Annotated in this window: 24 protein-coding genes; 10 read left to right on the top strand and 14 right to left on the bottom strand. The window is 65.3% G+C overall.

Annotated elements, in window-relative coordinates:
* Positions 1 to 210: 210 nt before the first annotated feature.
* Entirely contained in the window at positions 211 to 1,311 is a 1,101-nt protein-coding gene (locus QO033_RS24425; protein ID WP_284483348.1) for a ParB/RepB/Spo0J family partition protein, read from the bottom strand.
* Entirely contained in the window at positions 1,308 to 2,621 is a 1,314-nt protein-coding gene (locus tag QO033_RS24420; protein ID WP_284483347.1) for an AAA family ATPase, read from the bottom strand. Before QO033_RS24420 ends, QO033_RS24425 begins: the two co-directional genes overlap by 4 nt.
* A gap of 554 nt (positions 2,622 to 3,175) precedes the next feature.
* On the opposite strand from QO033_RS24420, the gene QO033_RS24415 reads away from it, so the two are divergent.
* Together QO033_RS24415 and QO033_RS24410 are read left to right on the top strand one after the other, a co-directional pair.
* Complete coding sequence (locus tag QO033_RS24415; protein ID WP_284483346.1) at positions 3,176 to 3,847, top strand: DnaA N-terminal domain-containing protein; 672 nt, start codon at positions 3,176 to 3,178, stop codon at positions 3,845 to 3,847.
* A gap of 251 nt (positions 3,848 to 4,098) precedes the next feature.
* Positions 4,099 to 4,641 carry a VOC family protein gene (locus QO033_RS24410; RefSeq protein ID WP_284483350.1) on the top strand — a complete coding sequence of 181 codons (543 nt, stop codon included), beginning with the start codon at positions 4,099 to 4,101 and terminating at the stop codon, positions 4,639 to 4,641.
* A 93-nt stretch (positions 4,642 to 4,734) separates the two neighbouring features.
* Here QO033_RS24410 and QO033_RS24405 read toward each other — a convergent pair whose 3' ends face one another.
* From QO033_RS24405 to QO033_RS24395, 3 genes are all read right to left on the bottom strand, one after another.
* A complete protein-coding gene (locus tag QO033_RS24405; protein ID WP_284483345.1) occupies positions 4,735 to 4,929 on the bottom strand; it encodes a DUF2783 domain-containing protein in 195 nt (64 codons plus the stop codon).
* 4 nt (positions 4,930 to 4,933) lie between these two features.
* The gene (locus QO033_RS24400) at positions 4,934 to 6,559 is read right to left on the bottom strand and encodes an FAD-dependent oxidoreductase (protein ID WP_284483344.1); all 1,626 of its coding nucleotides are present in this window, start codon (positions 6,557 to 6,559) and stop codon (positions 4,934 to 4,936) included.
* Between the two features lie 132 nt (positions 6,560 to 6,691).
* Positions 6,692 to 7,642: an MBL fold metallo-hydrolase gene (locus tag QO033_RS24395; RefSeq protein WP_284483343.1), complete on the bottom strand. Its 951-nt coding sequence runs from the start codon at positions 7,640 to 7,642 to the stop codon at positions 6,692 to 6,694.
* Positions 7,643 to 7,974: 332 nt separating this feature from the next.
* On the opposite strand from QO033_RS24395, the gene QO033_RS24390 reads away from it, so the two are divergent.
* Positions 7,975 to 8,415: a MarR family winged helix-turn-helix transcriptional regulator gene (locus QO033_RS24390; RefSeq protein WP_284483342.1), complete on the top strand. Its 441-nt coding sequence runs from the start codon at positions 7,975 to 7,977 to the stop codon at positions 8,413 to 8,415.
* A gap of 24 nt (positions 8,416 to 8,439) precedes the next feature.
* Here QO033_RS24390 and QO033_RS24385 read toward each other — a convergent pair whose 3' ends face one another.
* Positions 8,440 to 9,258: a PaaX family transcriptional regulator C-terminal domain-containing protein gene (locus QO033_RS24385; RefSeq protein ID WP_284483341.1), complete on the bottom strand. Its 819-nt coding sequence runs from the start codon at positions 9,256 to 9,258 to the stop codon at positions 8,440 to 8,442.
* A 102-nt stretch (positions 9,259 to 9,360) separates the two neighbouring features.
* Here QO033_RS24385 and QO033_RS24380 point away from each other — a divergent pair, with 102 nt between their 5' ends.
* On the top strand, positions 9,361 to 11,007 hold the full coding sequence (locus QO033_RS24380; protein WP_284483340.1) for an isovaleryl-CoA dehydrogenase: 1,647 nt from the start codon (positions 9,361 to 9,363) through the stop codon (positions 11,005 to 11,007).
* A 100-nt stretch (positions 11,008 to 11,107) separates the two neighbouring features.
* On the opposite strand, the gene QO033_RS24375 is transcribed toward QO033_RS24380, so the two are convergent.
* Together QO033_RS24375 and QO033_RS24370 are read right to left on the bottom strand one after the other, a co-directional pair.
* A complete protein-coding gene (locus tag QO033_RS24375; RefSeq protein WP_284483339.1) occupies positions 11,108 to 11,455 on the bottom strand; it encodes a RidA family protein in 348 nt (115 codons plus the stop codon).
* A 365-nt stretch (positions 11,456 to 11,820) separates the two neighbouring features.
* Positions 11,821 to 12,705, bottom strand: coding sequence for a LysR family transcriptional regulator (locus tag QO033_RS24370; protein WP_284483338.1), 885 nt, complete (start codon positions 12,703 to 12,705; stop codon positions 11,821 to 11,823).
* A gap of 204 nt (positions 12,706 to 12,909) precedes the next feature.
* Between QO033_RS24370 and QO033_RS24365 the strand changes: the two genes are divergently transcribed.
* The 4 genes from QO033_RS24365 (at position 12,910) to QO033_RS24350 (ending at position 17,174) form a co-directional block, all read left to right on the top strand.
* Positions 12,910 to 14,031, top strand: coding sequence for an MFS transporter (locus QO033_RS24365; protein WP_284483349.1), 1,122 nt, complete (start codon positions 12,910 to 12,912; stop codon positions 14,029 to 14,031).
* 82 nt (positions 14,032 to 14,113) lie between these two features.
* Positions 14,114 to 14,413, top strand: a complete 300-nt coding sequence (locus tag QO033_RS24360; RefSeq protein ID WP_284483337.1) for a GNAT family N-acetyltransferase — start codon at positions 14,114 to 14,116, stop codon at positions 14,411 to 14,413.
* A 45-nt stretch (positions 14,414 to 14,458) separates the two neighbouring features.
* A complete protein-coding gene (locus QO033_RS24355; RefSeq protein ID WP_284483336.1) occupies positions 14,459 to 15,421 on the top strand; it encodes a pirin family protein in 963 nt (320 codons plus the stop codon).
* Positions 15,422 to 16,160: 739 nt separating this feature from the next.
* A complete protein-coding gene (locus tag QO033_RS24350; protein ID WP_284483335.1) occupies positions 16,161 to 17,174 on the top strand; it encodes a nucleotidyltransferase family protein in 1,014 nt (337 codons plus the stop codon).
* Between the two features lie 44 nt (positions 17,175 to 17,218).
* Here QO033_RS24350 and dmdD read toward each other — a convergent pair whose 3' ends face one another.
* The gene (dmdD, locus tag QO033_RS24345) at positions 17,219 to 18,025 is read right to left on the bottom strand and encodes a methylthioacryloyl-CoA hydratase (RefSeq protein WP_284483334.1); all 807 of its coding nucleotides are present in this window, start codon (positions 18,023 to 18,025) and stop codon (positions 17,219 to 17,221) included.
* A gap of 27 nt (positions 18,026 to 18,052) precedes the next feature.
* Positions 18,053 to 19,798: an acyl-CoA dehydrogenase gene (locus tag QO033_RS24340; protein WP_284483333.1), complete on the bottom strand. Its 1,746-nt coding sequence runs from the start codon at positions 19,796 to 19,798 to the stop codon at positions 18,053 to 18,055.
* Positions 19,799 to 19,920: 122 nt separating this feature from the next.
* Here QO033_RS24340 and QO033_RS24335 point away from each other — a divergent pair, with 122 nt between their 5' ends.
* Together QO033_RS24335 and mmsB are read left to right on the top strand one after the other, a co-directional pair.
* Complete coding sequence (locus QO033_RS24335; RefSeq protein ID WP_284483332.1) at positions 19,921 to 20,991, top strand: AraC family transcriptional regulator; 1,071 nt, start codon at positions 19,921 to 19,923, stop codon at positions 20,989 to 20,991.
* A gap of 138 nt (positions 20,992 to 21,129) precedes the next feature.
* On the top strand, positions 21,130 to 22,041 hold the full coding sequence (mmsB, locus tag QO033_RS24330) for a 3-hydroxyisobutyrate dehydrogenase (RefSeq protein WP_284483331.1): 912 nt from the start codon (positions 21,130 to 21,132) through the stop codon (positions 22,039 to 22,041).
* 116 nt (positions 22,042 to 22,157) lie between these two features.
* Here mmsB and QO033_RS24325 read toward each other — a convergent pair whose 3' ends face one another.
* From QO033_RS24325 to QO033_RS24310, 4 genes are all read right to left on the bottom strand, one after another.
* Positions 22,158 to 22,409: a GlsB/YeaQ/YmgE family stress response membrane protein gene (locus QO033_RS24325; protein WP_284483330.1), complete on the bottom strand. Its 252-nt coding sequence runs from the start codon at positions 22,407 to 22,409 to the stop codon at positions 22,158 to 22,160.
* Positions 22,410 to 22,521: 112 nt separating this feature from the next.
* Positions 22,522 to 24,306, bottom strand: coding sequence for a glucans biosynthesis glucosyltransferase MdoH (gene mdoH / locus QO033_RS24320; protein ID WP_284483329.1), 1,785 nt, complete (start codon positions 24,304 to 24,306; stop codon positions 22,522 to 22,524).
* Positions 24,306 to 24,542, bottom strand: a complete 237-nt coding sequence (locus tag QO033_RS24315) for a hypothetical protein (RefSeq protein WP_284483328.1) — start codon at positions 24,540 to 24,542, stop codon at positions 24,306 to 24,308. Before QO033_RS24315 ends, mdoH begins: the two co-directional genes overlap by 1 nt.
* Complete coding sequence (locus tag QO033_RS24310) at positions 24,539 to 26,191, bottom strand: glucan biosynthesis protein (RefSeq protein WP_284483327.1); 1,653 nt, start codon at positions 26,189 to 26,191, stop codon at positions 24,539 to 24,541. The genes QO033_RS24315 and QO033_RS24310 overlap by 4 nt, the downstream gene beginning before the upstream one ends.
* Positions 26,192 to 26,523 lie beyond the last annotated feature (332 nt).

Below are 26,523 nucleotides of genomic sequence, written 5' to 3'. Positions count from 1 at the left end.
GAACGCCGCCCCCGCACGTCATGACCGTCGCGGCGCGCAGAATCACCCTTTCGCAGCGCGCATCTGGCGTAGTTCCGCCGATGTCCTCCCGCCCCAGCCCCACGGTCGTTTCGGCGCCCCCTGTTAAGGCTTCGGAAATCAAAACGGGGCGCCGCAAGGCCCCCCGCAGAACCGCCCGTCGCGGCACGACCTTCCCCGCGGGGAAGATCCTCAGTCCTCCAGCCCGTCCAGCATCCGCTGCAGCGCCTGTTCCAGCCGACGCCGGTCCAGCGCCGAAAAGTCGCGATCGAGCCGGATCTCCAGCCTGCCGTTCGCGGCGGTGCATTTCGCCTGCCCCAACGTAGAGGGCACCTGGAACACCGTCTTGGCCTTGCCCGGGCGCGCCACCGGCGCGGTGGCCGTCGGCTTGACCGCTGCCGGCGGCTCCGCCCCGGCGGCACGGCGCAACAGTTCCAACTCCTCCTCGGCCGTGCGACTGGTCCAACCTTTCAGCGCCGCCTGCAGCTGCTCGGCAACCTCCGGCCTCTCCTCCAGCACCGCGACCAATTTCAGCCCCAAGGCCCGTGGCACGTTCTGGACGAATTTCAGATCCCGCCCCAGCCGATCCAACAGCTTGATGAAACTGCGGATGTAGCTACGCTTCTGATATCCGGCACTGGCGAAGAGCTCTGCCACCGCCTTGTCGGGATCGCTCTGCTCGGTCTCCGGATCGCGGGCATAGGCCAGCGCCAGCGCCGCCATCTCGCCGAAGGAGATGTCCTTGCGCACCAGATTCTCATCCACCATCCGACGATACAGCTGATCGATGCCTTCCCCGCGGGGAAGAATGCCGGCGGGAATGGTGCCCCAGCGGTCGGTATCGCCGGTCATTTGCAGCAACTGCCGATAGGCCGCCAGCCGGCGATACCCCTGGATCAGCTCATAACGGCCATCCTCGCGCATCTCCAATCGGATCGGGTTGGACAACCCGATGTCGCGGATCGAGGCGACCAGCTCCGCGAGGTCCTCGTCCGCTCCGGCGGCACGATCACGGGTCAGTTTCTCCGCGTCGATCCGCTCCAGCGGCACCAGATCGACGATCAGCCCAAGCTTCTTCATCCGCACATGTTCGGCGGCGAGCGCGTCATTCTCGGCGCGGATCTGCGCCTCGATCTGCGCCCGGTCGCGCAGGCTGGCGGCATTCTCGCTGATCGCTGCGGCCATCGGCGACCGGCGCGGTGCCGGGCCTGCGGCGGCCTCCGGCTTCCCCGCGGGGAAGGTTTCCCCTTCCTCGGGAAGGTCGATATCGAAGATGCGGCGCTTCTTGCTCATTGCTCCTCCTCCAGCTGGTCCCAGGCCTTCAGGAAGCAATCCTTGAACTCCTCATACCCCCGATCGAAGGAGGCGCGGGCGCGGCGCCAGGTCTCCCGTGTCATCGAGCGGTAATCGATCTCGTAGACCGAGGACAGGAACCGACCGGATTGCTCCACCGCCCGCGTCATCTCGATCGGGTTCTCTGCCAGGCGGTCGCCGAAGACCTTGCGGAAGGCTTCGAACATCGCGCGGTGCAGATCGTTGCCCGGCTCAAACCGTGTCATCAGAAACCGGATATCGAGGAAGGCTTTCGGCAGGCCGACCTTCCCCGCGGGGAAGCTGCCCTCGAACCCATCGGCCAGATCGCTCAGCGCCTCGGCCAGCTGGCCGATGAACGAGGTGGTGGAATCATATTCCCAGTAGCCGGGACCGGAGGGGATATAGAGCACATCCGCCGCGAAGACCGCGTTCATCGATTGATAGCCTATGGCGGGCGGACAGTCGAAGATCACCAGATCGTAGGCATCCGGCGACAGCGCCTCCAGATACCGGGCAACGGCGGCGAAGAACGACCAGTCCGGGTTCAGGTGCCGGTACTGGGCGGAGGCGAATTCGACAAAGGCGGCATTGGCGCAGCTGGGAATCATGTCGATGGTGGGCCAGGCGGTGGTACGGATGAAATCCGGCACCCGCAGCGCATCCAGCCCGAGATCGCGGATCGACGCCGGCAACCGCCGCTGGGGCAGGGCGGTGCCGCTTTCGGCGGCGCGGGGGGCGGCATTCATCCGGTCGGTTTCCCGGATCAGGTCACGGGCGATGATCCCCCAGACCGTCAGATCCTCCGACACGTCGTGCAGCCCCATGGAGTGAGTCAGCGTGGCCTGCGGATCGAAATCGATCAGCAGCACCCGATAGCCATCCAACGCCGCGGCATGGGCCATATGCAGCGCCACGGTGGATTTGCCGGCGCCGCCCTTGAAGTTGGAAATCGCCACCCGGATGGCGCGCTTGTCCTTCGGCCGCGGCGGCATCAGCGACCGGCGGTTCACCTTCATCTTGCGCCGCATCTCGTTGATCTCGGTCAGGGTGAACCAGCGCTGCCGACCCTCCTCCTCGACCTCGCCCCCCGGCAGCTCCGGCTCCGATGCCAGCCGGCCGCGAAAGGTGGACTGATTAATCTTGAGGATCAGCTCCGCCACTTCCCAGCTGGAAAACCGCCGCAGGGTCTTCTCCATCTCGGGAGAGAAGGTCTGCTTGCGGATGAAACTCTGCATCTTCAGGGACTGGGCCTGTATCCGCGCCAGATCCTCATGGGTGAAACCGCTCATATCCTGCTCCTGTCCTGTTGCCGGACGTAAATTCTTATGCGTTTTACAATTACGCCGGATTTGCCAAAATCGCAAAAGCTAAGTTAGCATTGTCGGGCAGGGGGCCCGCAGCCGCGGATTTCCCTGCGCGCCGGGGCGGTTACCGCGGACAAGCGATTCGGCTGACGCCTGAAATCAGTCCCGGAAAACCCGCGTCTTCCAGTGCCGCCGCGCCGGCATCATACCCTATGTTGAGGGGACAGAAAGCGACCAGACACCATTGGTTGAGGGGACACAATTGACGAACGAGGGGACACCATGAGTGTCCCCCAATACCAATAAACCTATTTCTTTTTGATTTTTGATCTGAGATTTTGGCGCTAGAGCCTGCCGATCCGGACTCCTTGCTTGACAGAATCGCGCAACCGGACGCTAATGCTCTCAATCCTGAGAAAAGCGTTCCAGTCGGATGGCTAAACCGGACAGAGCCCCTTCTCTCGGTTCATCCAAGACAGACTACGCATTCTTTCAGTGCGGAAAACAGGACGCCGCAAAGGCGCCACAAGGGCAGTACGATGTTGAGCAGCAAGAAAGCCGTCGGCCGGGGCAGCGCCACACGCAAATACGATCTTCTGACCATTCTGGGCACCTATGCGCTATCACAGGGCAAGACGCTGCAGCGCCAGACCCTACGGCTGATCTGCCTGATCACCGCGCGATACAATTGGCAGAACGATCACCTATCCGTCGGCCAGACCGAGATCGCCCGGCTGTGGTCGGTGAACCCCCGCACCGTCAAGCGCGAGATGGCCGCATTTCGCGATCGGGGGTGGCTGGTGGAAAAACGCCCCGCCGCGCGCGGCCGCGTCACCCTCTACGGTCTTGGCATCGCCCGTATCCTGGACGACACGCGGGAGGTCTGGGAGAAGGTCGGCCCCGATCTGGTGGAGCGGCTGACGCCGGAGCCGCAATCCGCAGAGCCGTCCAAAGTCATTCCCTTTCCCCAAGTCAGCCTGCCACCTGAGGACACGCTTTGGGGTCGCGTGGCGCAGCTTCTGAGCCTTGAGGATGCCGCGCTCTACCGCTCGTGGTTCGCCGCACTGGAACCGCTGGAGGGCGGGGCAGGGGAGCTTGTGCTGAAAGCGCCCTCCGCCTTTCACGCGACCTATGTGACCACCCATCTGATGCCGCGGATTGAGTCCGCCCTGCGCAGCGTCGCGCCGGGAAGCCGCTGCCGGATTTGCTGACGGCCGGCTGAATCAGGCTCTAAATCAGGTGTTCACCTGTTCCTCGGGCGCTTTCGACGGCAAGAGCAGCGGCCTGTGTATCTTCGCCCGTTACCCGGAGAGGTCAGGCGGGGGGAGAGCACTGAGTCGGGGTCTCTAAATTTGGTTACACACGAAACTATTTGATCTGAGTCAAATCGGCAAACGAAAATGATGCGTATATAGTTGCGAATGTAACCAATGGGAGGACGCCCGCCATGTCGACCGATGCACTGAAAATCGAACAGATCCACCACGTTGCCTATCGCTGCAAGGACGCGAAAGAGACCGTGGAATGGTACAAGAAGAACCTGAACATGGATTACACGCTGGCTTTCGCGGAAAACCACGTGCCCTCGACCCATGAACCCGATCCCTACATGCATATCTTTCTGGATGCGGGAAACGGCAACGTTCTGGCCTTCTTCGAACTGCCGACCAAGCCGGAGATGGGCCGGGACGAGAATACGCCGATCTGGGTGCAGCACCTGGCGCTGAAGGTCAAAGACCGCGACATGCTGCTGGCCTACAAGGACCATCTGGAAGCCAATGGCGTCGAGGTACTCGGGGTGACCGATCATTCCGTGTTCCATTCGATCTACTTCTTCGACCCGAACGGTCACCGGATCGAACTGGCCTATGACGATCCCGAAAGCGCCGCCATGGCGGAGAAGGCGGCTCAGGTGAAAGAGCTGATGCTGGAGGAATGGAGCCAGACCAAACGCGCGCCGGAGCATGCCCGCTGGCTGCACGAGAAGGAACTGACCGGGGCATAATCCCCCGCGTTAGAGCCGAAAAGGCCGCCGGAGAGGTTCTCCGGCGGCCTTTACTTTGTCGATCCGATGGACGCAGGCGACAGGGTCGCGAGGTCAGGCCGTGGCCTTTGCGACGCTCAGCGCTTCCTCCAGAACTGCCTGATCGCCGATGTGGTTGGCCAGCGTCAGGATCAGCCGTGCATTCAGGGCCATGCTGTCATCTTCCGTCAGGCCGTCATGCGTGGCGATCAGCTTGGCATAGAAGTCATCGGGGTGGGCTAGGTTCGGGGTGGTGATCAGTTTCGCCATGGTCTCACTCCTTTCCGCAGGCCTTGCGCAGGGCGGTGCGCACGGCGGTTTCGTCATAGCTATCCCAGCGAGCGGCAACATGCTGGTCGGGGCGGATCAGATAGACCGCCGATGCGCCATCGCCGAGATAGCGATCGGCCAAGGCGCCGCTCGGATCCTGGTCGCGCGACAGGGCCAGCCGGGTGACGGCGACGCCGTCCTCGGTCAGGCTGTCGGGAGCGTCGGCGTCGATGGTCAGCAGCAGGAACCGGTTGCCCAGCTGGTTGAGAAGAAACGCATCGCCCAGCGGCGCGTCGGGGCAGGATGCACCGGGCCGGGTCCGGGCGGGGCCGCCGGGCAGGGCGTCCGGCCCGTTCAGCGACATACCGTCATAGACACAGGGCACCGACAGCCGGCCGGAGTTCACGATCGGCCTGGCGAATTCATAGGACTCCGCGAGGCTGAGCACGGCGTTGCGGAAGATATGGCTGACCTTGGATTTCGGGGTGATGAAATCGGTCGAACGGGTCGAATTCAGGATGTTTTCGTCGGCGCCGTGAATCCGTTCCTCGTCATAGGTGTCGAGCAGGCTGTCGGGCGCCTCGCCACGGATCACCATACCCAGTTTCCAGCCTAGGTTGTCGACATCCTGCATGCCGGAGTTGGCCCCCCGCGCGCCGAAGGGCGAGACCTGATGCGCGGCGTCGCCGGCGAAGAACACCCGGCCGTGGCGGAATTTCTTCATCCGACGGCACTGGAACGTGTAGATCGAGGACCAGACGATATCGTATTCGACACCCTCGCCCAGCATCGCGTCCAGGCGGGCGCGGATGTTCTCTTCCTTCAGCTCTTCCTTGCGGTCGACGTCCCAGCCGATCTGGAAGTCGACCCGCCAGACATCGTCGGGCTGCTTGTGCAGCAGCGTCGAGGCGCCGGATTTGAAATGCGGTTCGAACCAGAACCAGCGCTCGGTCGGAAAGCTGGAGGTCTTCATCCGGATATCGGCGATCAGGAAGCTGTCCTGGAACACCTGGCCTTCGAAATCCAGACCCAGCATGCTGCGCAGCGGCGAGGAGGCGCCGTCGCAGGCCATCAGCCAGTCGGCCTCGAGCTGATAGGGGCCGTCCGGGGTCATGATGTCGAGCTTGACGTGATCCTCGGCGACCGTCATCCCGTCGACACGGTTCTTGCCGCGGATCTCGATCGGGGCGCCTTTCTTCTGCTCCTCGACGATCTGTTCGTAGATGAAGCGTTCGAAATAGGGCTGCTGCAGGTTGATGAAGGCGGGGAACTTGTGTCCGGCCTCCGGCAGCAGGTTGAACTCATAGACCTTGCGGTCGTCGTGGAACACCTTGCCGAGGTTCCAGACCACGCCCTTGTCCAGCATAGGCTCGCCGCAACCGTAGCGGTCCGCGATCTCCAGGCAGCGCTTGGCGAAACAGATGGCGCGGCTGCCCATGCCGATGCCTTCGTGATCGTCGAGCACCACCACGGGAATGCCCTGACGCCCGAGATCCAGCGCCGTCGCCAGCCCGATCGGGCCGCCACCGACCACGATCACCGGATGGCGCACCGGGGCCGCCGCATCCTGATCGGGGGAATGTGCATAGGGGTAGAGTTTGAAAGCCAGGCTGTACCGGTCTTGAAACACGTGCGTCTCCTCCCTTTGAGTACGCCAAAAGGGGCCGCGAGCGGCCGAGGGGAATGACCTCCGGACCCGGCCGAGTGGCCAGGGGTCCGGAGACGGTAGTATTTACGGGTCAGGGGCGCTGCGCCCCGGGGCTCAGCCCTGCAGCGCGGCCCACATGTCCTGGTCGCGCTCGGCGGTCCAGATGCGGGGGGTATCGATGCCGCGGGCCTCGTCATAGGCCCGGGCGACGTTGAAGGGCAGGCAATGTTCGTAGATCGCGTAATCGGCGAATTTCGGGTCGCATTCGGCCCGCACCGCATCCCAGGCCTCTTTCAGGGAGCCGCCGCGTGCCACGATCCGCGCCACCGGCTTGTAGGTGCTTTCGACGAAGTCGGCGGTATTGGCGAGCGCCTTGGCCACCATCTCTTCACCGACCAGCGCATCGCCACGGCCCGGGGCGATGGATTTCGGCTCAAACGCCGCGATATTGGACAGCGTCTCACCCCAGTCGGAGAAATGGCCGTCGCCGCAGTAGCAGGCGGAATGGTATTCGACGATATCGCCGGTGAACATCACCTCCTGATCGGGCACCCAGATCACCGCGTCGCCTGCGGTATGCGCCCGGCCGAGCTTCATGATATCGACCCGGCGCTTGCCGAGATAGACTGTCATGCTGTCGGAAAAGGTGGTGGTCGGGCGGGTCAGCCCGGGGATTTCCTCATGGCCCTGAAACAGGCGCGGGAACCGGCCGAATTCGCTGTCCCAGTCTTCCTGGCCGCGTTCTTCCACCATGGCGGCGGCGACATCGGACATGATGATCTCACGCGCGCCATAGGCCGAGGCGCCGAGCACGCGCACCGCGTGGTAATGGGTAAGCACGACGTGAGAGATCGGCTTGTCGGTCACCGAACGGACGCATTCGATCACCTTGCGGGCCAGACGCGGAGTCGCCTGCGCCTCGACGATCATCACCGACTCGTCGCCGATGATGACGCCGGTGTTCGGGTCGCCCTCGGCGGTAAACGCATACAGCCCTTCACCGACCTCGGTGAAGCTGATTTTCTTTTCGGCAAGATCGCCCTGCGATGCGAAAGCCTTGGCCATTCTTTCGGTTCCTTTCATTGTCGTCCCCGGACCCTGGCGGGTGTCCGAAACTTCAGATCTCGTCGGAAGAGTGCCGCACCGTTTCCGTCTGGTCGAACGAACCGCAAGCCGGAACAGGCGGTGCGATTCTTGCCATGAGCCCGCAGTGTCCGCGGCCCGGAACGGTGCTGACGAAGTCCTCCCTTTGCCGGTGATAACGCGCTCTGACTCGCCGTCACCGATTGGCCGCAGTGTGTCGTTGCAAATGCAACGATGTCAAGGTAAATGTTGCACCTGAGATGTTTTTACGATCACACTGCCGTCAAGCCACGAAAGAAAAAGGACTTTTGCCAATGAGCCAAACGCTGCCCGAGTTTGACCTCGATGGCTATGTTCCGTTCCGCTTCGCGGTGGTCGCGCATCAACTGTCCCGGGATCTGGCGATCCGGTACAAGGATCGCTTCGGCATTTCGATCACCGAATGGCGGGTTCTGGTGAACATCGGCTACTCCGGCGATGTGTCGATCCGCGATATCGAACGCCGGGTCAGTCTGGAGAAATCGAAGGTCAGCCGCGCCGCTTCGCGGCTGGAAGCGGCGGGCTATCTGAGCAAATGCGTCGATGAAAGCGACCGCCGTCTGATCAAGCTGGCGCTGACCGAAAAGGGCACGACGCTGCTGGCGGAAATCGTGCCGATCGCCCAGGCCTACCAGGCCGAGGTGGAGGCGTTGCTGGGCGACAAGTTCGAAATGTTGCAGGAGCTGCTGGGAACGCTGATGGACCGCGCCCGCTGATCCGGCACGGCGCTGGAACGGAGATCAGCCGGGCAGGGCGAACATCGCTGTCGCCGGAGAGCCCGCCGCGCCGTCAAGAAACGCCGCCCATATCCTGCGGCCGGCCTCGTCGAAGCGGATGGCGGCGCGGATGAACTCGTGCCGCGCGGTCTCATCCGCCAGTGGCGCGGGCAGCATCGGGTCGAACAGGATCCGCCGGATCGCGGCATCGCCCAGAAGATAGCTTTCCCGCGCGGCCCGTTGCAGCGGCAGACCGTTGGCCTGTGCCAGCCAGTCGCCCAAGCGCCGGCCGGCAGCATCATAGCTTTCCGGGTTAGTGTCTTCTTGCCAGAGCCGCAGGGCCCGGGCCTGCCGCCCGGCATCGAAACCGTTGGCACAGAAGACGGCGGCATCGGCCCCCAGTCCCAGATCCCGCAGTCGCCGCCGAACGGATTCGATGCCGCCGCGGAAATTGTCCGGTCGCAGGAACAGACCCGCCTCAAGCTCGCGCATCCCCAGCATGGAGAGCGCCCGTTCGCGGGCCCGCAACACCCTGCGATCGCTGCGGGGCAGGCCGCCGGTCGCCACCGCGATCCAGGCGCCGGACCAGCGGGTCAGCCGTGCCTCTGTCTGCCGCCAGCCGGCCACCTCCGCCCCCAGCCTGCGCCCCTGCGGCCCCAGCCGGTAGGCTCCGCGCTCTACGATCTCGGCCAGCCCGGCCTGGGTCAGCCGCGCCAGCGCCACGCGGATGCTGTTTTCCGAGATATCGAACAAGGCCCCGGCGCGCACCGCCTCGGCGGCGCTCAGCCGGCCGCTCTCGGCCGTGGTCAGCAGTTTCAGGATCAAGGCGCGGGCATTGGGCATCGTGATCGCTGCGTAACATATTACACTCTTTGTGCATAGATATCATAAGTGGTAATATTGAATCGGGAGACAGAGCGCCCTGCGCGGGCGAGAGGAGGAGAGATGTCGATCACCGAACAGTTCATGACCCATGAGGTCCAGAATCAGCCGGTTCCCCTGAAGGACTATAACGCCTGGGACACCGACACCGCGTTGAAGGAGGCGGTGGAGCGCGAGGGCGGCGGCTGGGCGGCCGATCACCTCAGCGAATACGGCGCCCGTTGCGGCGGCGATCTGATCGACAGCGGCTTTGCCGCCAATGAGAACAAGCCGAAGCTGAAATCTTTCGACCGCTATGGTCGTCGCATCGACGAGGTGGAATTCCACCCCGCCTATCACGATCTGATGCGCGCCTCGATGCACTATGGCATGAATGGCTTCGCCTGGCGCAACGCCAACCGTGCCGGCGCCCACGTCGCCCGCGCCGCGGTGATGTATCTGGGCGCCCAGGCCGATGCCGGCACCGGCTGCCCGATGTCGATGACCTATGCCGCCATTCCCGCCCTGCGCCATGCGCCCGATCTGGCGGAGAAATGGATCCCCAAGCTGATCTCTCCCGATTACGACCCGCGCAGCCTGCCGATGGAGGAGAAGACCGGCTGCACCATCGGCATGGGGATGACCGAGAAACAGGGTGGCTCGGACGTGCGCGCCAATACCACCCGCGCCATCCGGCAGGCGGACGGCAGCTATGCCATCGTCGGCCACAAGTGGTTCTTCTCGGCGCCGATGTGCGACGCGCATCTGGTGCTGGCGCAGGCGGAGGGCGGGCTGAGCTGTTTCCTGATCCCCCGCATCCTGCCCGACGGCAGCCGCAACGCGGTTGAGGTGCAGCGGCTGAAGGACAAGCTGGGCGACTGGTCCAATGCGTCTTCTGAGGTCGAATTCCAGGGTGCGCGGGGCGAGCTGGTGGGCGAGGAGGGGCGTGGCATCGTCACGATCCTGGAGATGGTGGCGCTGACCCGGCTCGATTGCATGATCGGGTCGTCAGGCCAGATGCGGCAGGCGCTGGTGCAGGCGCTGCATCACACCCGCCAGCGCAAGGCCTTCGGCAAGCTGCTGATCGATCAGCCGCTGATGCGCAACGTTCTGGCCGATCTGGCGCTGGAAAGCGAAGCCGCCATCGGCCTGACCTTGCGGGTGGCCCGTGCCATCGACGCCGCGCCGCGCGACGATCACGAGGCCGCCTTTGCCCGTATCGCCACCGCCATCGGCAAATACTGGATCTGCAAGCGGACGCCGCCGATGGTGAATGAAGCGCAGGAATGCCTGGGCGGTATCGGCTATGTCGAGGAGACCATGATGCCGCGGCTTTATCGCCAGGCGCCGCTGAACTCGATCTGGGAGGGCAGCGGCAACGTGCAGTGCCTCGATGTGCTGCGGGCGCTGCGGAAGGAACCGGAATCGCGCGATGCGCTGTTCGCCGAACTGCTGCGGATGAAAGGGAACGACAGCCATTATGACGCCGAGCTGGAGCGGCTGATGGCGGATTACGGCGATCCCGATCAGATCGAGTTCCGCAGCCGGGCGTTGGTGGAGCGGACTGCGCTGATGTTGCAGGCGGCGCTGTTCCTGCAGTCGGGTGATGCGGCCATCGCGGCGGAGTTCTGCCGTTCGCGCCTGGGGGGCCAGCACGGTCTGGCCTTTGGTACCCTTGGCCCCGATGCGCCGGTCGATCTGCTGATCGATCGGGCCATGGTCGCGGCCTGATCCGCGCGCCCCGCATAACGCAGGCGGCCCGGCACCCCATCGGGTCCGGGCCGTCGCATGGCGCGTCAGAAAGCCGTCCGCCCGAAGGGCGGAGCAGGCGTTACTTCGCGGCGGTGATGATGAATTCGACCTTATAGTCCGGCGTTGCCAGCTTGGCCTCGCCACAGGCCCGGGCCGGGGTGCTGCCGGTCGGGATCCAGGCGTCCCAGACGGCGTTCATTTCCGCGAAATCGGCCATATCGGCCAGCCAGATCACCGCCTGCAGGATGCGGCTCTTGTCGCTGCCGGCCTCGGCCAGCAGGGCATCGACCTGCTCCAGGCAGCCCTGCGCCTGTTCGGTGACGCTGGCGCCGGGGTTGGCGACTTGACCGGCCAGATAGATGGTCTCGCCATGAATGACGAGCTGGCTCATGCGGTCGTTGGAATGCTTGCGGATGATATCGGTCATGGATCGCTCTTTCGGTTTGAGACAAGGCTGCGCTCCCTTTAGCGGTGCCCGCGGCGCGATGCCAGAGCCGGGATGGGTGAGCTTGTGCCTCAGAGAGCCGGCTCTCGTGCCGCTTGGCTCCGAAGTCCTCTCGGGGGTGTCCGGGAGCTGAGACATTGCGGCACGGACGGGGGTGACCGTCCGGCAGGCCGCGCCAGTCGAACGCGATTGAGTGTCGGGCGCTGGAGGGCAGGGTGGACGCCCTCTTGATCGCCGCCTCCACGAGTTGGCGGCGACTGCCGGTCATGGGGGGCAGATGGGATCAAGGGCCGATCGGATCCCCGCGAACGGGTTCGTCTGAGGCTGGCGTGTCCGCCGCCCTTCCCCTAGCCGCGGGCGGAGCCGAGATGCTGGGTGAGGGCCTCGATGAACAGACGGACTTTGGGGGACACCAGACGCGCGCTCGGATAGACTGCCCAGATGTCCAGGTGTTCTGGCGTGGCATCTGCGAGCGGCAGCTCGACCAGCCGGCCGGCGGCAATGTCCGGTTTCACATACCAGTGCGACAACAGACCAATTCCAAAGCCGTCGATACAGGCCTGGTGGAGCGTTTCGATCGAACTTGAGGTCAGCCGCCCGGCAACACGCTGCTGCACCGAGCCTCCATCCTTGTGAAACGTCCAAGAGGTATTCCCCGATGCCAACAGACACTGATGGGCGGTCAGTTCCGCCAGCCTGCCGGGCGCGGGATGCCGGGACAGGTAACTGGGAGCGGCACATAGAATTCTGCGGCTGTCCGCGATCCGTCGCGCAATGAGGGTGTTGTCGCGCAGCGGTGCGATGCGGATCGCCAGGTCGATACCCGCGGCGACGATGTCGACAACTCTGTCGGAAAACTGCAGATCGACCTGCACCTCGGGATTATCGCGCATGAAACCCGCCAACATCGGGGTAATGACCCGCCGTCCAAAGGCACCCGAAGCGGTGATTCTCAGCAATCCGGAGGCCGCCGCATCGACCGGCCGGATCGCGGCGAGGGCATCGGCCTCATCTTCGAGAAGGCGTTTGGCAAAGGGCAGGAAAGATTCGCCTTCGGGAGTGAGCGATAGGGCCCGGGTTGTGCGATAGAGCAGCCGCACGTTCAGTTCCGTCTCAAGCGCGGCCAGCCGGCGGGAGGCCACCATCGGCGTGATCCCGAGGTGTCGTGCCGCGGCAGCGAGGCTGCCGAAGCGGATGGCGCTGACCAGAACGGCGAGATCGGCGGAATTCATTGTATCGTTTCCCGATATGCTAGCCTATAGTTCTTTCGTACTACAGAGGTAATCCGTCTTCGACTAGATCGGGGTCATCGAAATCAGGGCCCGGACGTGACCCTTTGACGGGAGATGACAATGCCTGCGCAGACAAGTGCCCCGCACGGGGGCAAGACAGACGAACCCGCGCCCTCCAGGTTGTCGGGGCGGCTCATCTTGGCCATGGCAGTCGCGGCCGGCGCGGCGGTTGCCAATATCTACTACAACCAGCCGATGCTGGAGGTGATGGAGCGGGAATTCGGCGCCGGGACTGTTGGCCTGGTGCCGGTGGTGACGCAGCTTGGCTATGCCGCCGGTCTGCTGCTGCTGGTACCGCTTGGCGATATCGTCGAGCGGCGTCGGCTGATCGTCGGCCAATTCATCGTTCTGGCGCTGGCGCTTGTCGTGACGGCGGTGGCACCCGGTGGCTGGATGCTGGTGGCGGCCTCGCTGCTGGTTGGGGCGGCCTCGACGGTAGCGCAACAGATCGTACCGCTGGCCGCGCACCTGGCGACGCCAGAGCGGCGCGGCGCCGTGGTGGGGACGGTGATGTCGGGGCTGCTGGCTGGGATCCTGCTGAGCCGGACATTGGCGGGCTTCGTGGCCAGCACCGCCGGTTGGCGCGAGATGTTCTGGCTGGGGGCGCCGATCGCGCTGGCGGGTTCGGGGCTGATGGCAATGATGTTGCCGCACAGCCCGGCACAGAGCGATCACCGCTATGGCGCGTTGTTGCGCTCGCTCGGCGGGCTCTGGCGCGACTTGCCGGCGCTGCGGCTGGCGGCGATCACCCAGGCGTTGCTGTTTGGCGCCTTTGCAGCCTTCTGGACCATTCTGGCCTTCCGGTTGCAGCAACCGCCCTTCGGCCTTGGGGCCGCGGTGGCGGGGCTGTTCGGGATTATCGGGGCGGTCGGCGTCTTCGCAGCGCCCATGGCCGGCCGGCTGGCCGATGCCAAGGGGCCGCGCCTGGTGATCCTGGCCGGCACCGGTCTGACGCTGCTGTCCTGGCTGATCTTCGGCTTCTGGATATCGCTTATCGGGATGGTGGTCGGGGTCATCCTGCTGGATTTCGCGGTGCAAAGCGCGCTGGTCTCCAACCAGCATGTGATCTTCGCGCTGCGGCCAGAGGCGCGGGCCCGGATCACCACGATCTTCATGGGCTCGATGTTCCTCGGCGGTGCCTTCGGGTCGGCGGCGGCGAATGCGGCCTGGTCGATTGGCGGCTGGGGCGCTGTCTCGGGTCTCGGGGTCATTCTGGCGGCGCTTGCCGCAGGTCTTCAGCTGCGCAGTTTGAAGAGGCGCGCCTGAGGCATCTGCTGACTGCGGCCTGAGAAGCACCCCGCGGTCCCATCTGAGAGCGGGGCCGCTTCACCCAGGAGGGAGACTGAGAATGAGTGACGTGGCCATCACCCGCAGCGATACCGACAGCAAGGCGCGCTATGCCGCCCGGGTCGAGGGCATCGCCGAGGAAGGCGAACTGACCATTTCCAAGGTCACGCCGACACTGATCATCGCCGATCACACCTATGTGCCCGACAGCATGCGGGGGCTTGGCGTGGCGCGGCAATTGGCGGATCGTCTGATCGCGGACGCCCGCGCGGCGGGGCAGCGCATCGTGCCGCTTTGCCCCTATGTCCGCGCGCGGGCGATGAAGCATCGCGACGACTGGGCCGACGTCATCCAGTGGTGACGGACCGATCCGGCGACCACCCAACCGACCAAAGAGGAGACCGACATGAGCTGGAACCCGACGCTTGACCCCGATTGCCCCGAGGCCGGCGGGCTCGACAGTATTGAGACACTGATCATCCCGCGCGCCCGCGATCTTGGCGGCTTCGAGGTGCGCCGTGCGCTGCCGTCGTCGCGGCGCCAGATGGTCGGCCCCTTCATCTTCTTCGACCAGATGGGGCCGGCCGAATTCATCACCGATGGCGGCATCGACGTGCGGCCGCACCCGCATATCGGGCTGGGTACGGTGACTTACCTCTATCAGGGCGAATTCGAGCATCGTGACAGCATCGGCACCCATCAGATGATCTATCCCGGTGAGGTGAACTGGATGCTGGCGGGGCAGGGGGTGACCCATTCTGAACGCACCAGCGCCGAGACCCGCAAGGGGCGCAGTAGCCTGTTCGGCATTCAGACCTGGGTGGCGCTGCCGGAGGATCGCGAGGATATGGCCCCCGATTTCGAACACCACGGCAAGGAGGCGCTGCCGCTTCTGGACTATGCCGGCGCCGAGGCGCGGCTGATCTTGGGCACCGGCTGGGGCGCGAAATCGCCGGTCACCATGCAAAGCGAAATCTTCTATGCCGATGTGACCCTTGCCCCCGGCGCCGCCTTCCCGCTGCCCGACGATCATGAGGACCGGGGGCTCTATATCACCTCGGGCGCCATCGAGATCGCCGGCGAGCGGTTCGAGGCTGGCCGCATGATGGTGTTCCGCCCCGGCGACCGGATCACCGTCAAAGCGGGCCCCGAGGGGGCGCGGCTGATGGCGCTGGGGGGCGAGACGCTGAATGGCCCGCGCTATGTTTGGTGGAATTTCGTCTCCTCCTCGCCCGAGAAGATCGAGGCGGCCAAGGCGGCCTGGAAGGCCGAGGACTTCTCGGGCGGGCCGTTCCATCTGCCTGTGGGAGATACCGAGGAATTCATTCCGATCACCCCCGACATGGATCGCATGAAGATCAAGCTCTGATCCCGGCCCGCCCGGCAATAGCAGGGCGGGATTTGCTCCCTCTCCCCCGGGGGGCCGCGAACGTGCCATAGAACTTTCGGATGCCGCGCCAGGTGATGGAAAAGGGGCTTCGTCATGATGTCATCCGTCTGGGCCCCGGCATGGGATTGCCCATGCCGGGCCGGGGAAGTTCTCGGTGTCCCTGAAATAGACCCGGTTTTTCGGCGGTTGTCCCCGAAAACCTCGGTCGAATCGCCCAGAACGGTGGAATAGTGGATCGTCCCGATCCCAGTCCCGGCCGGTCACGCCACGCGGAACCGTTGGGCGGCGGCCCTTGCGCAACTGATTACGGCGCAGGCCCCCTGTTAGGCCTCGTCCCACGGGAAGTTCTTGACGGAGGAACGAGAGCGACACCAAGAGTGGGGGGACGATGAACCTGCCTTGCCCGCGCGGTTGACCGTGACGGGCAAACCCAAATCTGCTCCGAAGATCGACGGTGACCACTGGCATCGCCTACGGCTTTGCTCTCGCCTACATATAATCCATGTTATGTTAGATATATACATGCAGGCTCTGATCCGGACCGATGCCAAGGCCGCTGCGCGGTCTGCCTCCGGCGGGGATATTTGCAGCCAGAAAAAGCGCCCTGGGCGACCTCTGACCATCGGGCGCGGGCCTGTCGGGGCGCTGTACTCAACACTATTTTATTTTGTTGAATACACGCTATGCTCAACAAAATCATAAACTGTTGAGGACAGCCGTGCTCCGCCATTCCGCCATCGCCCATGCCGCCTATCACGATCTGCTGCGCCTGCTGAAGGATGAGGCCGCCAGCGGGCTGCGCGGTACCCCGACGGCGCAAAGCCGGAACGGGCGGGTCTATTGGTACGACAGCTATCGTGTCGGCACTGCGGTGAAGAAGACCTATATCGGCGAGGACAGCCCCGAGCTGCGTCAACGGCTGGAGCGGGCGCGGGCGCTGAAGGCAGAGGCGAAAGAGCGGCGCGCCGCGCGCAACCGGCTGGTGCGGCTGCTCAGGGCCGAGGGCTTTCTCAGCACCGATCAGGGCAGCGGCAGCCTGCTGAATGCGATGGCCCAGGCCGGAACCTTTCGGCTGGGGGGCACAGTGGTCGGCACCCAGGCTTTCAGGCTCTATGAAGGAGAACTGGGGGTTCGGCTCGGCTTCGACGACAGCGCCCAGACCGACGATCTGGATATCGCCAGTTTCGAACGCCTCTCTCTGGCGCTGGACGACCGGGCCGATCCGCCGCTGGGTGCGGTTCTGGCCGATTTTCGGTTCGATCCGGTGCCGGCGCTGGACAACCTGCAGGCCTGGCGCTGGTCGCAATCGAAAAGCGGCACGCTGGTGGAGTTCCTGACCCCGGCCTTCGGGCAGGAAGGGCTGCGGCCGCTGGCCGCGCTGGAGGTGCGGGCGCAGGCACTGCACTACCTCAATTACCTGATCGCCGAGCCGATCACCGCCGCCGTCCTTTACCGCTCCGGGGTTCTGGTGCAGATCCCCCGGCCCGAACGGTTCGCGATTCACAAGCTGATCGTATCGACCCGGCGCCATGGGGCCGATGCGCTCAAGGCGGAAAAGGATCGCCGCCAGGCGCGATTCCTGATCGGAGTTCTGGCCGAAGACCGCCCCGACGATCTGTGGGAGGCCTATGAGGACGCCCGCGGCCGTGGGCCCCGCTGGGGCGCGCGACTGGATCAGGCGCTGGAACGGATGCCGGAACTACGCGCGCAGCTCGAAGCGCTGGAGGGGTGAGCCGAGGCGGGCACGTCCTCCCCTGCCCCGGCCCGCCGGCGCGGTTAGCTGTTGGGACGGACCCGTGCGGCGCTCTTGTCGGCGAAGGCAGCCAGCCGGGCGCGGGCGTCGGGCTGGGTGTTGACGATGCCGGCGACCACCGATTCCGCATAGGCCGCGTCCAGCGCTGACATGTTCTGCACATGGCTGATTGCCGAACAGATGGCGAAATTGGTCAGTGGCAGGTTTTCCGCCGCGCGCCGCGCCAGTTCCAGCGCCTTGTCCATGCTGGAACCTTCGACGATGTATTGCGCCAGCCCCAGATCGACGGCCTCCTGCCCCTGATAGACGCGGCCCATCAGGATCATGTCGATCATCCGCGCCTTGCCGATCAGATCGGCCACCCGGATGGTGGCGCCGCCACCGGTGAACAGGCCGCGCTGGCCTTCTGGCAGGGCGAAATAGGTGGTCTGATCCATCACCCGTACATGGGCGGAGCTGGCCAGTTCCAGCCCGCCGCCGACCACCGCGCCCTGCAGTGCCGCGATCACCGGCACGCCGCCGTATTCCATCTTGTTGAAGGCCTCGTGCCAGCGCAGGCAGACATGCATGAAATCGGCCGGACTGCGGTCGGCGTCATGATGTTCGATCAGGTCGAGCCCGGCGCAGAAGTGATCGCCGGCGCCGGCCAGCACCACCGCCTTGACGCCGGCGCGCGGCGCGGTGGAGAAGAAGGTGACCAGCTCCTCCACCGTGGCGAGGTCGAGCGCGTTGCGCTTGTCCGGCCGGTTCAGGGTGACGATCCAGACCCCGTCTTCGTGCGGATCGAGGGCGAGGCGGGTGAAATCCTTGGGGTCGATGGTGACGGTCATGGGGCAATCCTCTCTGTCATTGGGCGCTCAGAACGCGGCGTCGAGCAGGCTTTGCGCCCCCTCGGTGATGCGCAGGCGCTGGGTGTCGGTTTCGGGCAGGATGTGATCGGCATAGAAACGCGCGGTGGCGATCTTGGCGGTCATGAAGGCGGGATCGCTGTCCATCGCCGCCTCTGCCGCGAGCAGCGAACGAGCCAACTGCCAGCCGGCCACCAGGTTCCCCACCAGCATCAGATAGGGCACGCTGCCGGCGAAGGCGGCATTCGGATCGCTTTCGGCGCAGAGATACTCGACCGCGGTCTCGAAATCGCCGCGCGCCCGGGTCAGCCGGGCGGCAACGGCCTGGGCGGCGGCGCTGCCGGCGGCAAGCTCCGCTTCCGTCTCGGCAATCATCGCGGCCAGCCGCCGGGCGGTAGCCCCCCGGTCGCGCAGGGTCTTGCGGCCGAGCAGGTCGTTGGCCTGGATCGCGGTGGTGCCCTCGTAAATCGGCAGGATGCGGGCGTCGCGATAATGCTGGGCGGCGCCGGTTTCCTCGATGAACCCCATACCACCATGCACCTGGACGCCGAGAGAGGCGACCTCGACCCCCATCTCGGTGGAATAGCCCTTGACCAGCGGCACCAGGAATTCGGCGATCTCGGCGGCGCCCTCGACCTGCCCGTGATGGGTCAGATCGTGCCAGCCGGCGGCGCAGGCGGCCATGGCGCGGCAGCCTTCGGTCAGCGCCTTCATTCGCATCAGCAGCCGGCGTACATCGGGGTGGTGGATGATCGTCACCGCCTCGCGCGACGATCCGTCGACCGGGCGGCTTTGCACCCGCTCCTTGGCATAGGCGATGGCGCGCTGGGTGGCGCGTTCGGCTATGGCGACGCCTTGCAGCCCCACGGCATAGCGCGCGGCATTCATCATCACGAACATGTAATCGAGGCCGCAGTTCTCTTCGCCGACCAGAAAGCCGGTGGCGCCCTCATATTCCAGAACGGCGGTTGGGCTGGCCTTGATCCCCAGCTTGTGCTCGACGCTGACACAGCGCACGGCGTTGCGGGCCCCCAGGCTGCCGTCGGCTTCGACCATGAGCTTCGGCACCACGAACAGGCTGATGCCTTTTACCCCGGCCGGCGCATCGGGCAGGCGGGCCAGCACCAGATGGACTGTGTTCTCCGCCATGTCGTGTTCGCCGTAAGTGATAAAGATCTTGGTGCCGGTGATGCGATAGCTGCCGTCGTCCGCCCGCTCCGCCCGGGTGCGCAACAGTGCCAGATCGCTGCCCGCCTGCGGTTCGGTCAGATTCATCGTGCCGGTCCAGCGCCCCGAAGTCAGATGCGGCAGATAGGTCTGTTTCTGTGCCTCCGACCCGGCGGTCAGCAACGCCTCGATCGCGCCATCGGTCAACAGCGGGCAGAGCGCGAAGCTCATGTTCGCAGCGTTCAAAATTTCGGTCGCCGCCGCCCCCACCACGCGGGGCAGGCCCTGACCGCCCCAGGCCTCCGGATGCGGCAGGCTTTGCCAGCCCATCTCGACGAACTGGCCATAGGCTTCGGCGAAGCCCTCCGGCAACACCACTTTGCCGTCGCGCAAATGCGACGCCGCCTCATCGCCGGGCTGGTTCAGCGGTGCGATCACCTCGGCGCAGAATTTGCCGAATTCCTCCAACACGGCTGAGGCATCCTCCAGCCCGATGCCGTCATAGCCGGGCAAGGCGGTCACCTGCGACCAATGCGACAGATGCGCGATATCGAACAGAAGATCCCGAACCGGTGCAGTGAACGTCATGCGCCTTTGCTCCTCCAAACCTGCGTTTCACTGCCATGTAAAAGCCGGAAACCGGTGGCGCTATCTCTCTCGTGGACGCAAAATTTGCAAAAACTGACAAAACGCATCAGGCTGGCGGGGTGATGACGCTCCTGCCCTCCCCTACCCCGCCGACGGCGGTGCTGCCCACTGTCTCCTTCGCCTTTGTCGAGGATTGGCTGGCGGCACTCCGGGCCTATTGCCCCCCGGCGCAGCTGGCCGGGTTTCTCGACCAGAGTGGGCTGGCAGCGACGGCGCGCCAGCCCCGCGCCCGGGTCACCCATGACCAGATCGTGAGGCTCTATCAGCTGGTCGCCGTCGGCACCGGGGATGAAATGATGGGGCTCTGGAGCCGGCCAATCCGCTCCGGCGCGCTGAAGCACCTCTGCGTCTCGGTGCGCGGCGCCTCCTCGCTCTCCGGCGCGCTCTATCGCTTCACCACTTTCTGGAATCTGCTCCTGGACGATTACCGGCTGGTGCTGGAGGAAGAGCACGATCTGCTGCGCATCAGCCTGCAGCCCCGGGGTGCCGCCCTGCCCCAGCGGTTCGGCCATATGCTGCTGCTGAAGCTCACCCATGGCATCGCCTCCTGGCTGGCCGGGCGCGAATTGCCGGTGCGCGAGGTCGGCTTCGTCTTCCCTGCCCCGCCCTTCGCAGAGGATTACCCGATCCTGTTTCCCGCCCGCATCGGGTTTGGCCAGCCCTGTTCCAGCATCGCCTTCGACCGATCGCTCGGCAGCCTGCCGGTGGCGCGCAGCGATGCCGAGATGCAGGACTTCCTGATCCGCGCCCCGCGCGACTGGATTTTCACCCGTTACCACGAACACACCCTGCCACTGCGGGTACGCGAGATGCTGCAGGCCGCCGACCGCATGGCCTTCCGCCTGGATGACGCGGCGGGCGCGCTGCATCTGACGCCACGCACCTTGATGCGGCGGCTGGAGGCTGAGGGCACCTCGTTCCAGGACATCAAGGACGGCCTCAGGCGCGATATCGCGATCCGCGATCTGACCCGGGGCGACAAGAGCCTCGAGGCGATTTCCCAGGATATCGGCTTTGCCTCCGTCGCCAATTTCCACCGTGCCTTCCGGCGCTGGACCGGGCTGACACCGGGCGCCTATCGCCGTGACCGCAAAGCCGGCCGCCGCGCCCCCCGGGAACTGACGCAGGAATAGGCAGAACACCCCGCGCGCCAGAGCTTTGCCGCAGCGGCAAAGCCGCCCCAGCCGATCCCCGATTGTCATGGCCTGCGGCTGTCGCTAGGCCGGCGCCAGAAACGAAAGATTCAACGGACTATTCTCGGAGACGAAGACATGCGCGCGGGTTTCATCGGACTGGGCACAATGGGGCGATTCATGGCGGCGAACCTGTGCCGCGACGGGCACCAGGTGCGCGTCTACAACCGTTCCGAAGGGCCGCGGGCAGAGCTGCGCGACCTTGGCGCCACCGTCTGCGAAACCCCCACCGGGGTGATCGAAGATTGCGACGTCGTCTTCACCATGCTGCCCGACGGCGCGGTCGTCTCCTCGATCCTGGCCGGCGAGAACGGGCTGTTCGCCGCCTCCGCCGGCACCGGACGGGTGTTTGTCGACAGCTCCACCATCGCGCCGGGCACCGCGCGCGAGCTGGGCGCGGAAGCTGCCCGCTATGGCGTCAGCTTCATGGATGCCCCCGTTTCCGGAGGTCCGGCCGGGGCGGAAACCGGCAACCTGGTCTTCATGGTCGGCGGCAGCGACGCGGATCTGGAGCGTGTGCGTCCGGTGTTCGACACCATGGGCCGCAAGGTGTTCCACACTGGTCCGGTGGGCAACGGCCAGTCGGCCAAGGTCTGCAACAATATGCTGGCGGCGACCATCATGGCGGCGACCTCGGAAACCCTGTCCCTGGGCGAGCGGCTCGGCCTGGACCCCGACCTGCTCAGCGAGATTCTCGCCAACAGCTCCGGCGGCTCCACTCTGCTCCAGACCTGGAACCCCTTCCCCGCCATCGTGCCGAATGCCCCCTCCAGCCGCGATTACGAGGGCGGCTTCCAGATGAAGCTGATGGTCAAGGACATCCGCCTGGCACTGGACGAGGCGCGGCTGAGCGAGGCACCGGTGCCGATGGGCTCCGCCGCCCATGCGCTCTATGTTTTCAAGGCCAATACCGATGCGGCGGCCGCGATCAAGGATTACTCCAAGGTGATCGAGATCTTCCGTGCCAAGAAGGCCGACGCCGCCGCCTGAGGCGACCCGCCGGTCCGATCCGAAAAAAGCAGGCGGCGCGAAATCCTCGCGCCGCCTGCTTTGTCTTTGGCCGGTTTTCATGAATCCCCACCCGGCCCCGGGACCTCCGGGGCGCGCTAGCGCTGCACCGCGCGGACGGCCCCGACAAGAATGCAGGCGCCCAGGATACCGGCGATCAGATAGCCGATCCAGCCGCCGAAGCTGATCCCGAGGATGCCGAACAGAAAGCTCGCCACCGCGGCGCCGATGATGCCGAGGATCACGTTCATGATCACCCCGGTGTTTGCCTTCATGACCGCCGAGGCGATCCAGCCTGCGATCCCGCCGATAATGATCGCGGCAATCCAGCCAATTCCTGCGCCTTCCATCTGTTTTCCTCCTTCAGCGTCGGTGATCGGAAGTCATTCTCTCCATAGGGTGGCGGTTTTGCAGCAAATTGCAAAGCCTGTTGGCGACATTTCGCCAGATGCTTCCCCTGCCCTACCCCACCGCCTGGGCGGCGATGCCGGGTTCCTCCGCCGGCTCCATCGCGCCCCAGCGCTCCTGAATCGCGGCGCTGGCGCGGATCACCGGGGTCGGCTCCGCCTCTGTCGGGGTGGTGAAGAGCGGCGGCGCCAGCGGCCGCGACGCCAGCGCGATGATCGGAACCGCCATCACCATCGGCACGAAGACCGGCGCCAGCCAACCCAGCATCCCCGGCAGGAAGAAGAACAACGCCACCAGCCCGGTCGCGCCGAAAAGCGCGATCCAACCACCAGCGGCCCAGGCCTCGGTCCAGCTCAGCCGCCCCTCGCCGCGCTGGTTAGCCGGCCAGCCGCCATCGCGCCCGGCCAGAACCTGCAGCACCGCCCGGCTCTGATACATCAGCATCAGAGGCGCCATCAGCGCCGACAGCAGCAACTCTGTCAGAAACGACCTGAGCGCCTGCCCGGCGCCCCCGAAGCGCAACGCGCGGCCGTTGCGGGCGGCCTGCAGCCAGATCAGCAGCTTGGGCAGGACCAGAAGCCCGACGATGCCGATCGCCAGGCCGACGACCTCCTTGGTGCGATCGTCCGGAAAGACCGGAAACAGCTGATAGGGCATCGGGAAGTAATTCGGTCGGTGCGGTGTCAGCACAGCCAGCACCGAGACGATCAGGAAGGCGCCCCAGAACGGCGCCGAGAGATAGGACAGGATGCCCTGCAAAAAGACGAAACGGCTCCATCCCCGCAGCCCTGGCGCAGTGACCAGTCGACTGTGTTGCAGGTTGCCCTGACACCAGCGGCGATCCCGGCGCGCGAAGGCGACCAGGTTTTCCGGCCCTTCTTCGTAAGAGCCGCGCAGATCGTCATCCACCCGCACAAGCCAGCCAGCCCGCGCCAGCAGCGCGGCTTCGACATAATCGTGACTGAGCACGCTGCCGCCGAAGGGCGGCGGCCCGCTCAGTTCCGGCATGCCGCAGCTCTCGGCAAAGGCACGCATCCGCACGATGGCATTGTGACCCCAGAACGGTCCTGTCGGCCCCTGCATCCGCGCCAGCCCGCGGGCGAAGACCGGGGCATAGAAAGCGGCGGAGAATTGCATCGCGCGGCCGAAGAAGGACCGGGCGCCAATGATCTGCGGCAGGGTCTGCAACAGGCCGAGATCGGGCTCTGCCTCCATTCGGCGGATCATCTCGCCGATGGTTTCGGCCTCCATCAGACTGTCGGCGTCGAGAATGACGGCAAAATCGTAGGCACCGCCGGAGCTGCGGATGAACTCTTCGATATTTCCGGCCTTGCGGCCTTCGTTGCTGCGCCGGCGCCGGTAGAATATCCGCCCCTGCCCGTCCCGGTCGCGCAGCAGCCGGGTGAACCAGAACCGTTCACGCGCTGCGACCGTCTCGTCCCGGCTGTCCGACAGCACCGCGAAATCGACCCAGGGGGTCAGCCCGGCGGCGGCGATCGACTGATCCATCGCCGCGATCCGGGCGAAGGTCGCAACCGGATCCTCGTTGCAGATCGGCACCAGCACCACGCTTCGGGTCGACGGGCGCCAGTCGGGATCTGGGCGCCGCGCGGGGGGGCGGCTGATCAGGCCGATCAGCGCCTGCGCCGCGCCCCAGGCAAGCCAGGCGGTGGTGATCAGGATCAGCGCCGCCCGCAGCATGTCGACCAGATCGATGCCATCGGTGTCGGAGGCCAGCAGGATCAGCCAGCAGGCCCCCAGCCCCATCGCCGCCGCAAAGCTGAGCGCGAAGAGCCGCACCGCCAGGGTTGCCCCATCCGCGGCATGTCGCCCGGGCATCAGGGTTGTCCCTGCATCCGGCCGCCAAACCCGGGCAGGCGCAGCCACAGCGGCCGGTGGCCGGCTTCGATCTGCTGTTTCGGCATCGCCATCGGTGCCGCCGGCGGCGCGAAGTCGGCTTCATCCACGGCCTCGGCGCGGCCAGCGGCGAATGGCGCCGCGGCGGACCGCTGGTCCACAGGGGTCCCGGCCCCGCTCTCGAGCCCGGGTTGTCTTCGGGTCAGTTCGATTTTCATGGCTTGATCCATTGATAGAGCCAATTCTCGGTCAGGGTGCGCCCGTAGCCCTCGATGATCGCCGACATCTCGACGATGGTGGCGCGGGGCGCGGTGATATCGAAGACCAGCCGCCAACCGTCGCGGCCCGGTATCTTCGACAGGGAATGCTGCACGATCTTGCCCTTGGACGCCGTTATCACCGGCGTCAGTTCTGCCTCCGGCGGCAGAGATCCCAGAACGCCGCCGGCGAAATCGATCACGAATTTCCGGCTGTCGTCCTGCGCCTTCATCCCGGACACGCCACCATGGCCGGTCCGGGTTCTTTCGACCCAGGCCAATGTCGCCTCCCGGTCGGGCGGCAACATGCCCCAGGTCAGCCTGTAGCTGTAGCTCAGCGCATCGCCCGCCCGCGCCGGGGCCTTAGGCACCCAGAAGGCGACGATATTGTCGTTGGTCTCCAGTTCGCTGGGAATTTCGACCAGCCGCACCATGCCCTCGCCCCAGTCGCCCAGGGGTTCGACCCGCAACGACGGGCGACGCTGATACTGCGCGCCGGCATCCAGATAATTGTCCCAGTCCCGGTCCCGTTGATAGAGCCCGAAGGACTGGGGACTGTTGCTGACGAAATAGGAGCTGGCCAGATCCGGCGGGTTCCGCAGCGGCCGCCAGTGCGGCGCGCCGGCGGCATCGACCAGCCCCAGCCCTTCGCTGTCATGCACCTGCGGCCGGTAATCCTCAAAATCGCCCGGGTCGCTGGCGCCATGCAGATACATCGAGGTCAGCGGCGCCACACCCAGCTGTTCGATATCGTCGCGCAGGAACAGCCGCGCCGTAACCTCCATCTCGGTCTCCGCGCCCGGCGTGATCACAAAACGATAGGCGCCGGTCAGCGACGGGCTTTCCAGTGCGGCATAGAGCGTGACCTCTGTCGCCCCGGCGGCCGGCCGTTCCAGGTAGAACTCGGTGAAACGCGGGAATTCCTCGGATCCGGAAATCCCGGTGTTGACGGCAAGCCCCCGCGCGCTCAGCCCATAGACAGTGTCGCGCCCCAGCGCCCGGAAATAGCTGGCCCCGAGAAAGGCCACCAGTTCATCGAACACATCGGCACGGTTGAGCGGGGTGGACAGCCGGAACCCGGCGACACCGGGCAGATGCTCTCCTTCCGGCACCCGCGCGGCAAGATCGCCGTGATAAAGGAAATCCTTCACATCGAAGCGCATCGGCTGCGGCTGGCCGCCGACCAGTTCGAACATCTGTACCGGCGTCTTGAACAACCAGCCCAAGTGGAAGGCCGCGACGCGGAACAGCCCTGCGCTCTCGCCCTGCCAGCGGGCACGTTCCGGATCGAACTGGATCTTCTGATAGTCGTCATAGCCCAGCCCGGAGAGAAAGGCATCGCTCAGCTCCGCCGGAGCATCGGCTGTCTCCGCCCGGGCCTGCATCCGCGCGCTCAGCGTATCGAAACTGAAGGGCACGGGCGCTTCTGCCGGGGCCTGGGCATCAGGCTCAGTGGCAGGCTCAGCGGCCGCGGATGTGTCCTGCGCCAGGCCACGGCCCGGCCCGGCACCGATCATCAGGGCGGTCGCCGAAAGCCCCCCCAACAGGCGACGCCTGTCAACGGAGATGGTCGACGCGGACCAGGGCGAACCAGCAAGAGGCAGCGGCATAATCGAAACGGTTTCCCTCACAAGACGAGTGATGTGAGCTTATATAATTCCCTTTTCCGAAGCGCACGGGTTTTGCGCTGCAGCAAGGTGAATTTATCCCTTTAAATCGGGGGGTTCTCCGGTTTTTTAAAGACCCCGTTGGCAAGAATCTGCCACTGCGGTGCAGCAAGGACGCGGGACCGGGATCACCCTGTGTTTCAAGGCTGAAACAGAACGCCGCCCCCGCACGTCATGACCGTCGCGGCGCGCAGAATCACCCTTTCGCAGCGCGCATCTGGCGTAGTTCCGCCGATGTCCTCCCGCCCCAGCCCCACGGTCGTTTCGGCGCCCCC

Source organism: Pseudodonghicola flavimaris (assembly GCF_030164425.1).
Classification (GTDB): Bacteria; Pseudomonadota; Alphaproteobacteria; order Rhodobacterales; family Rhodobacteraceae; genus Pseudodonghicola; species Pseudodonghicola flavimaris.
This window is presented reverse-complemented; position numbering and strand designations above follow the sequence as displayed.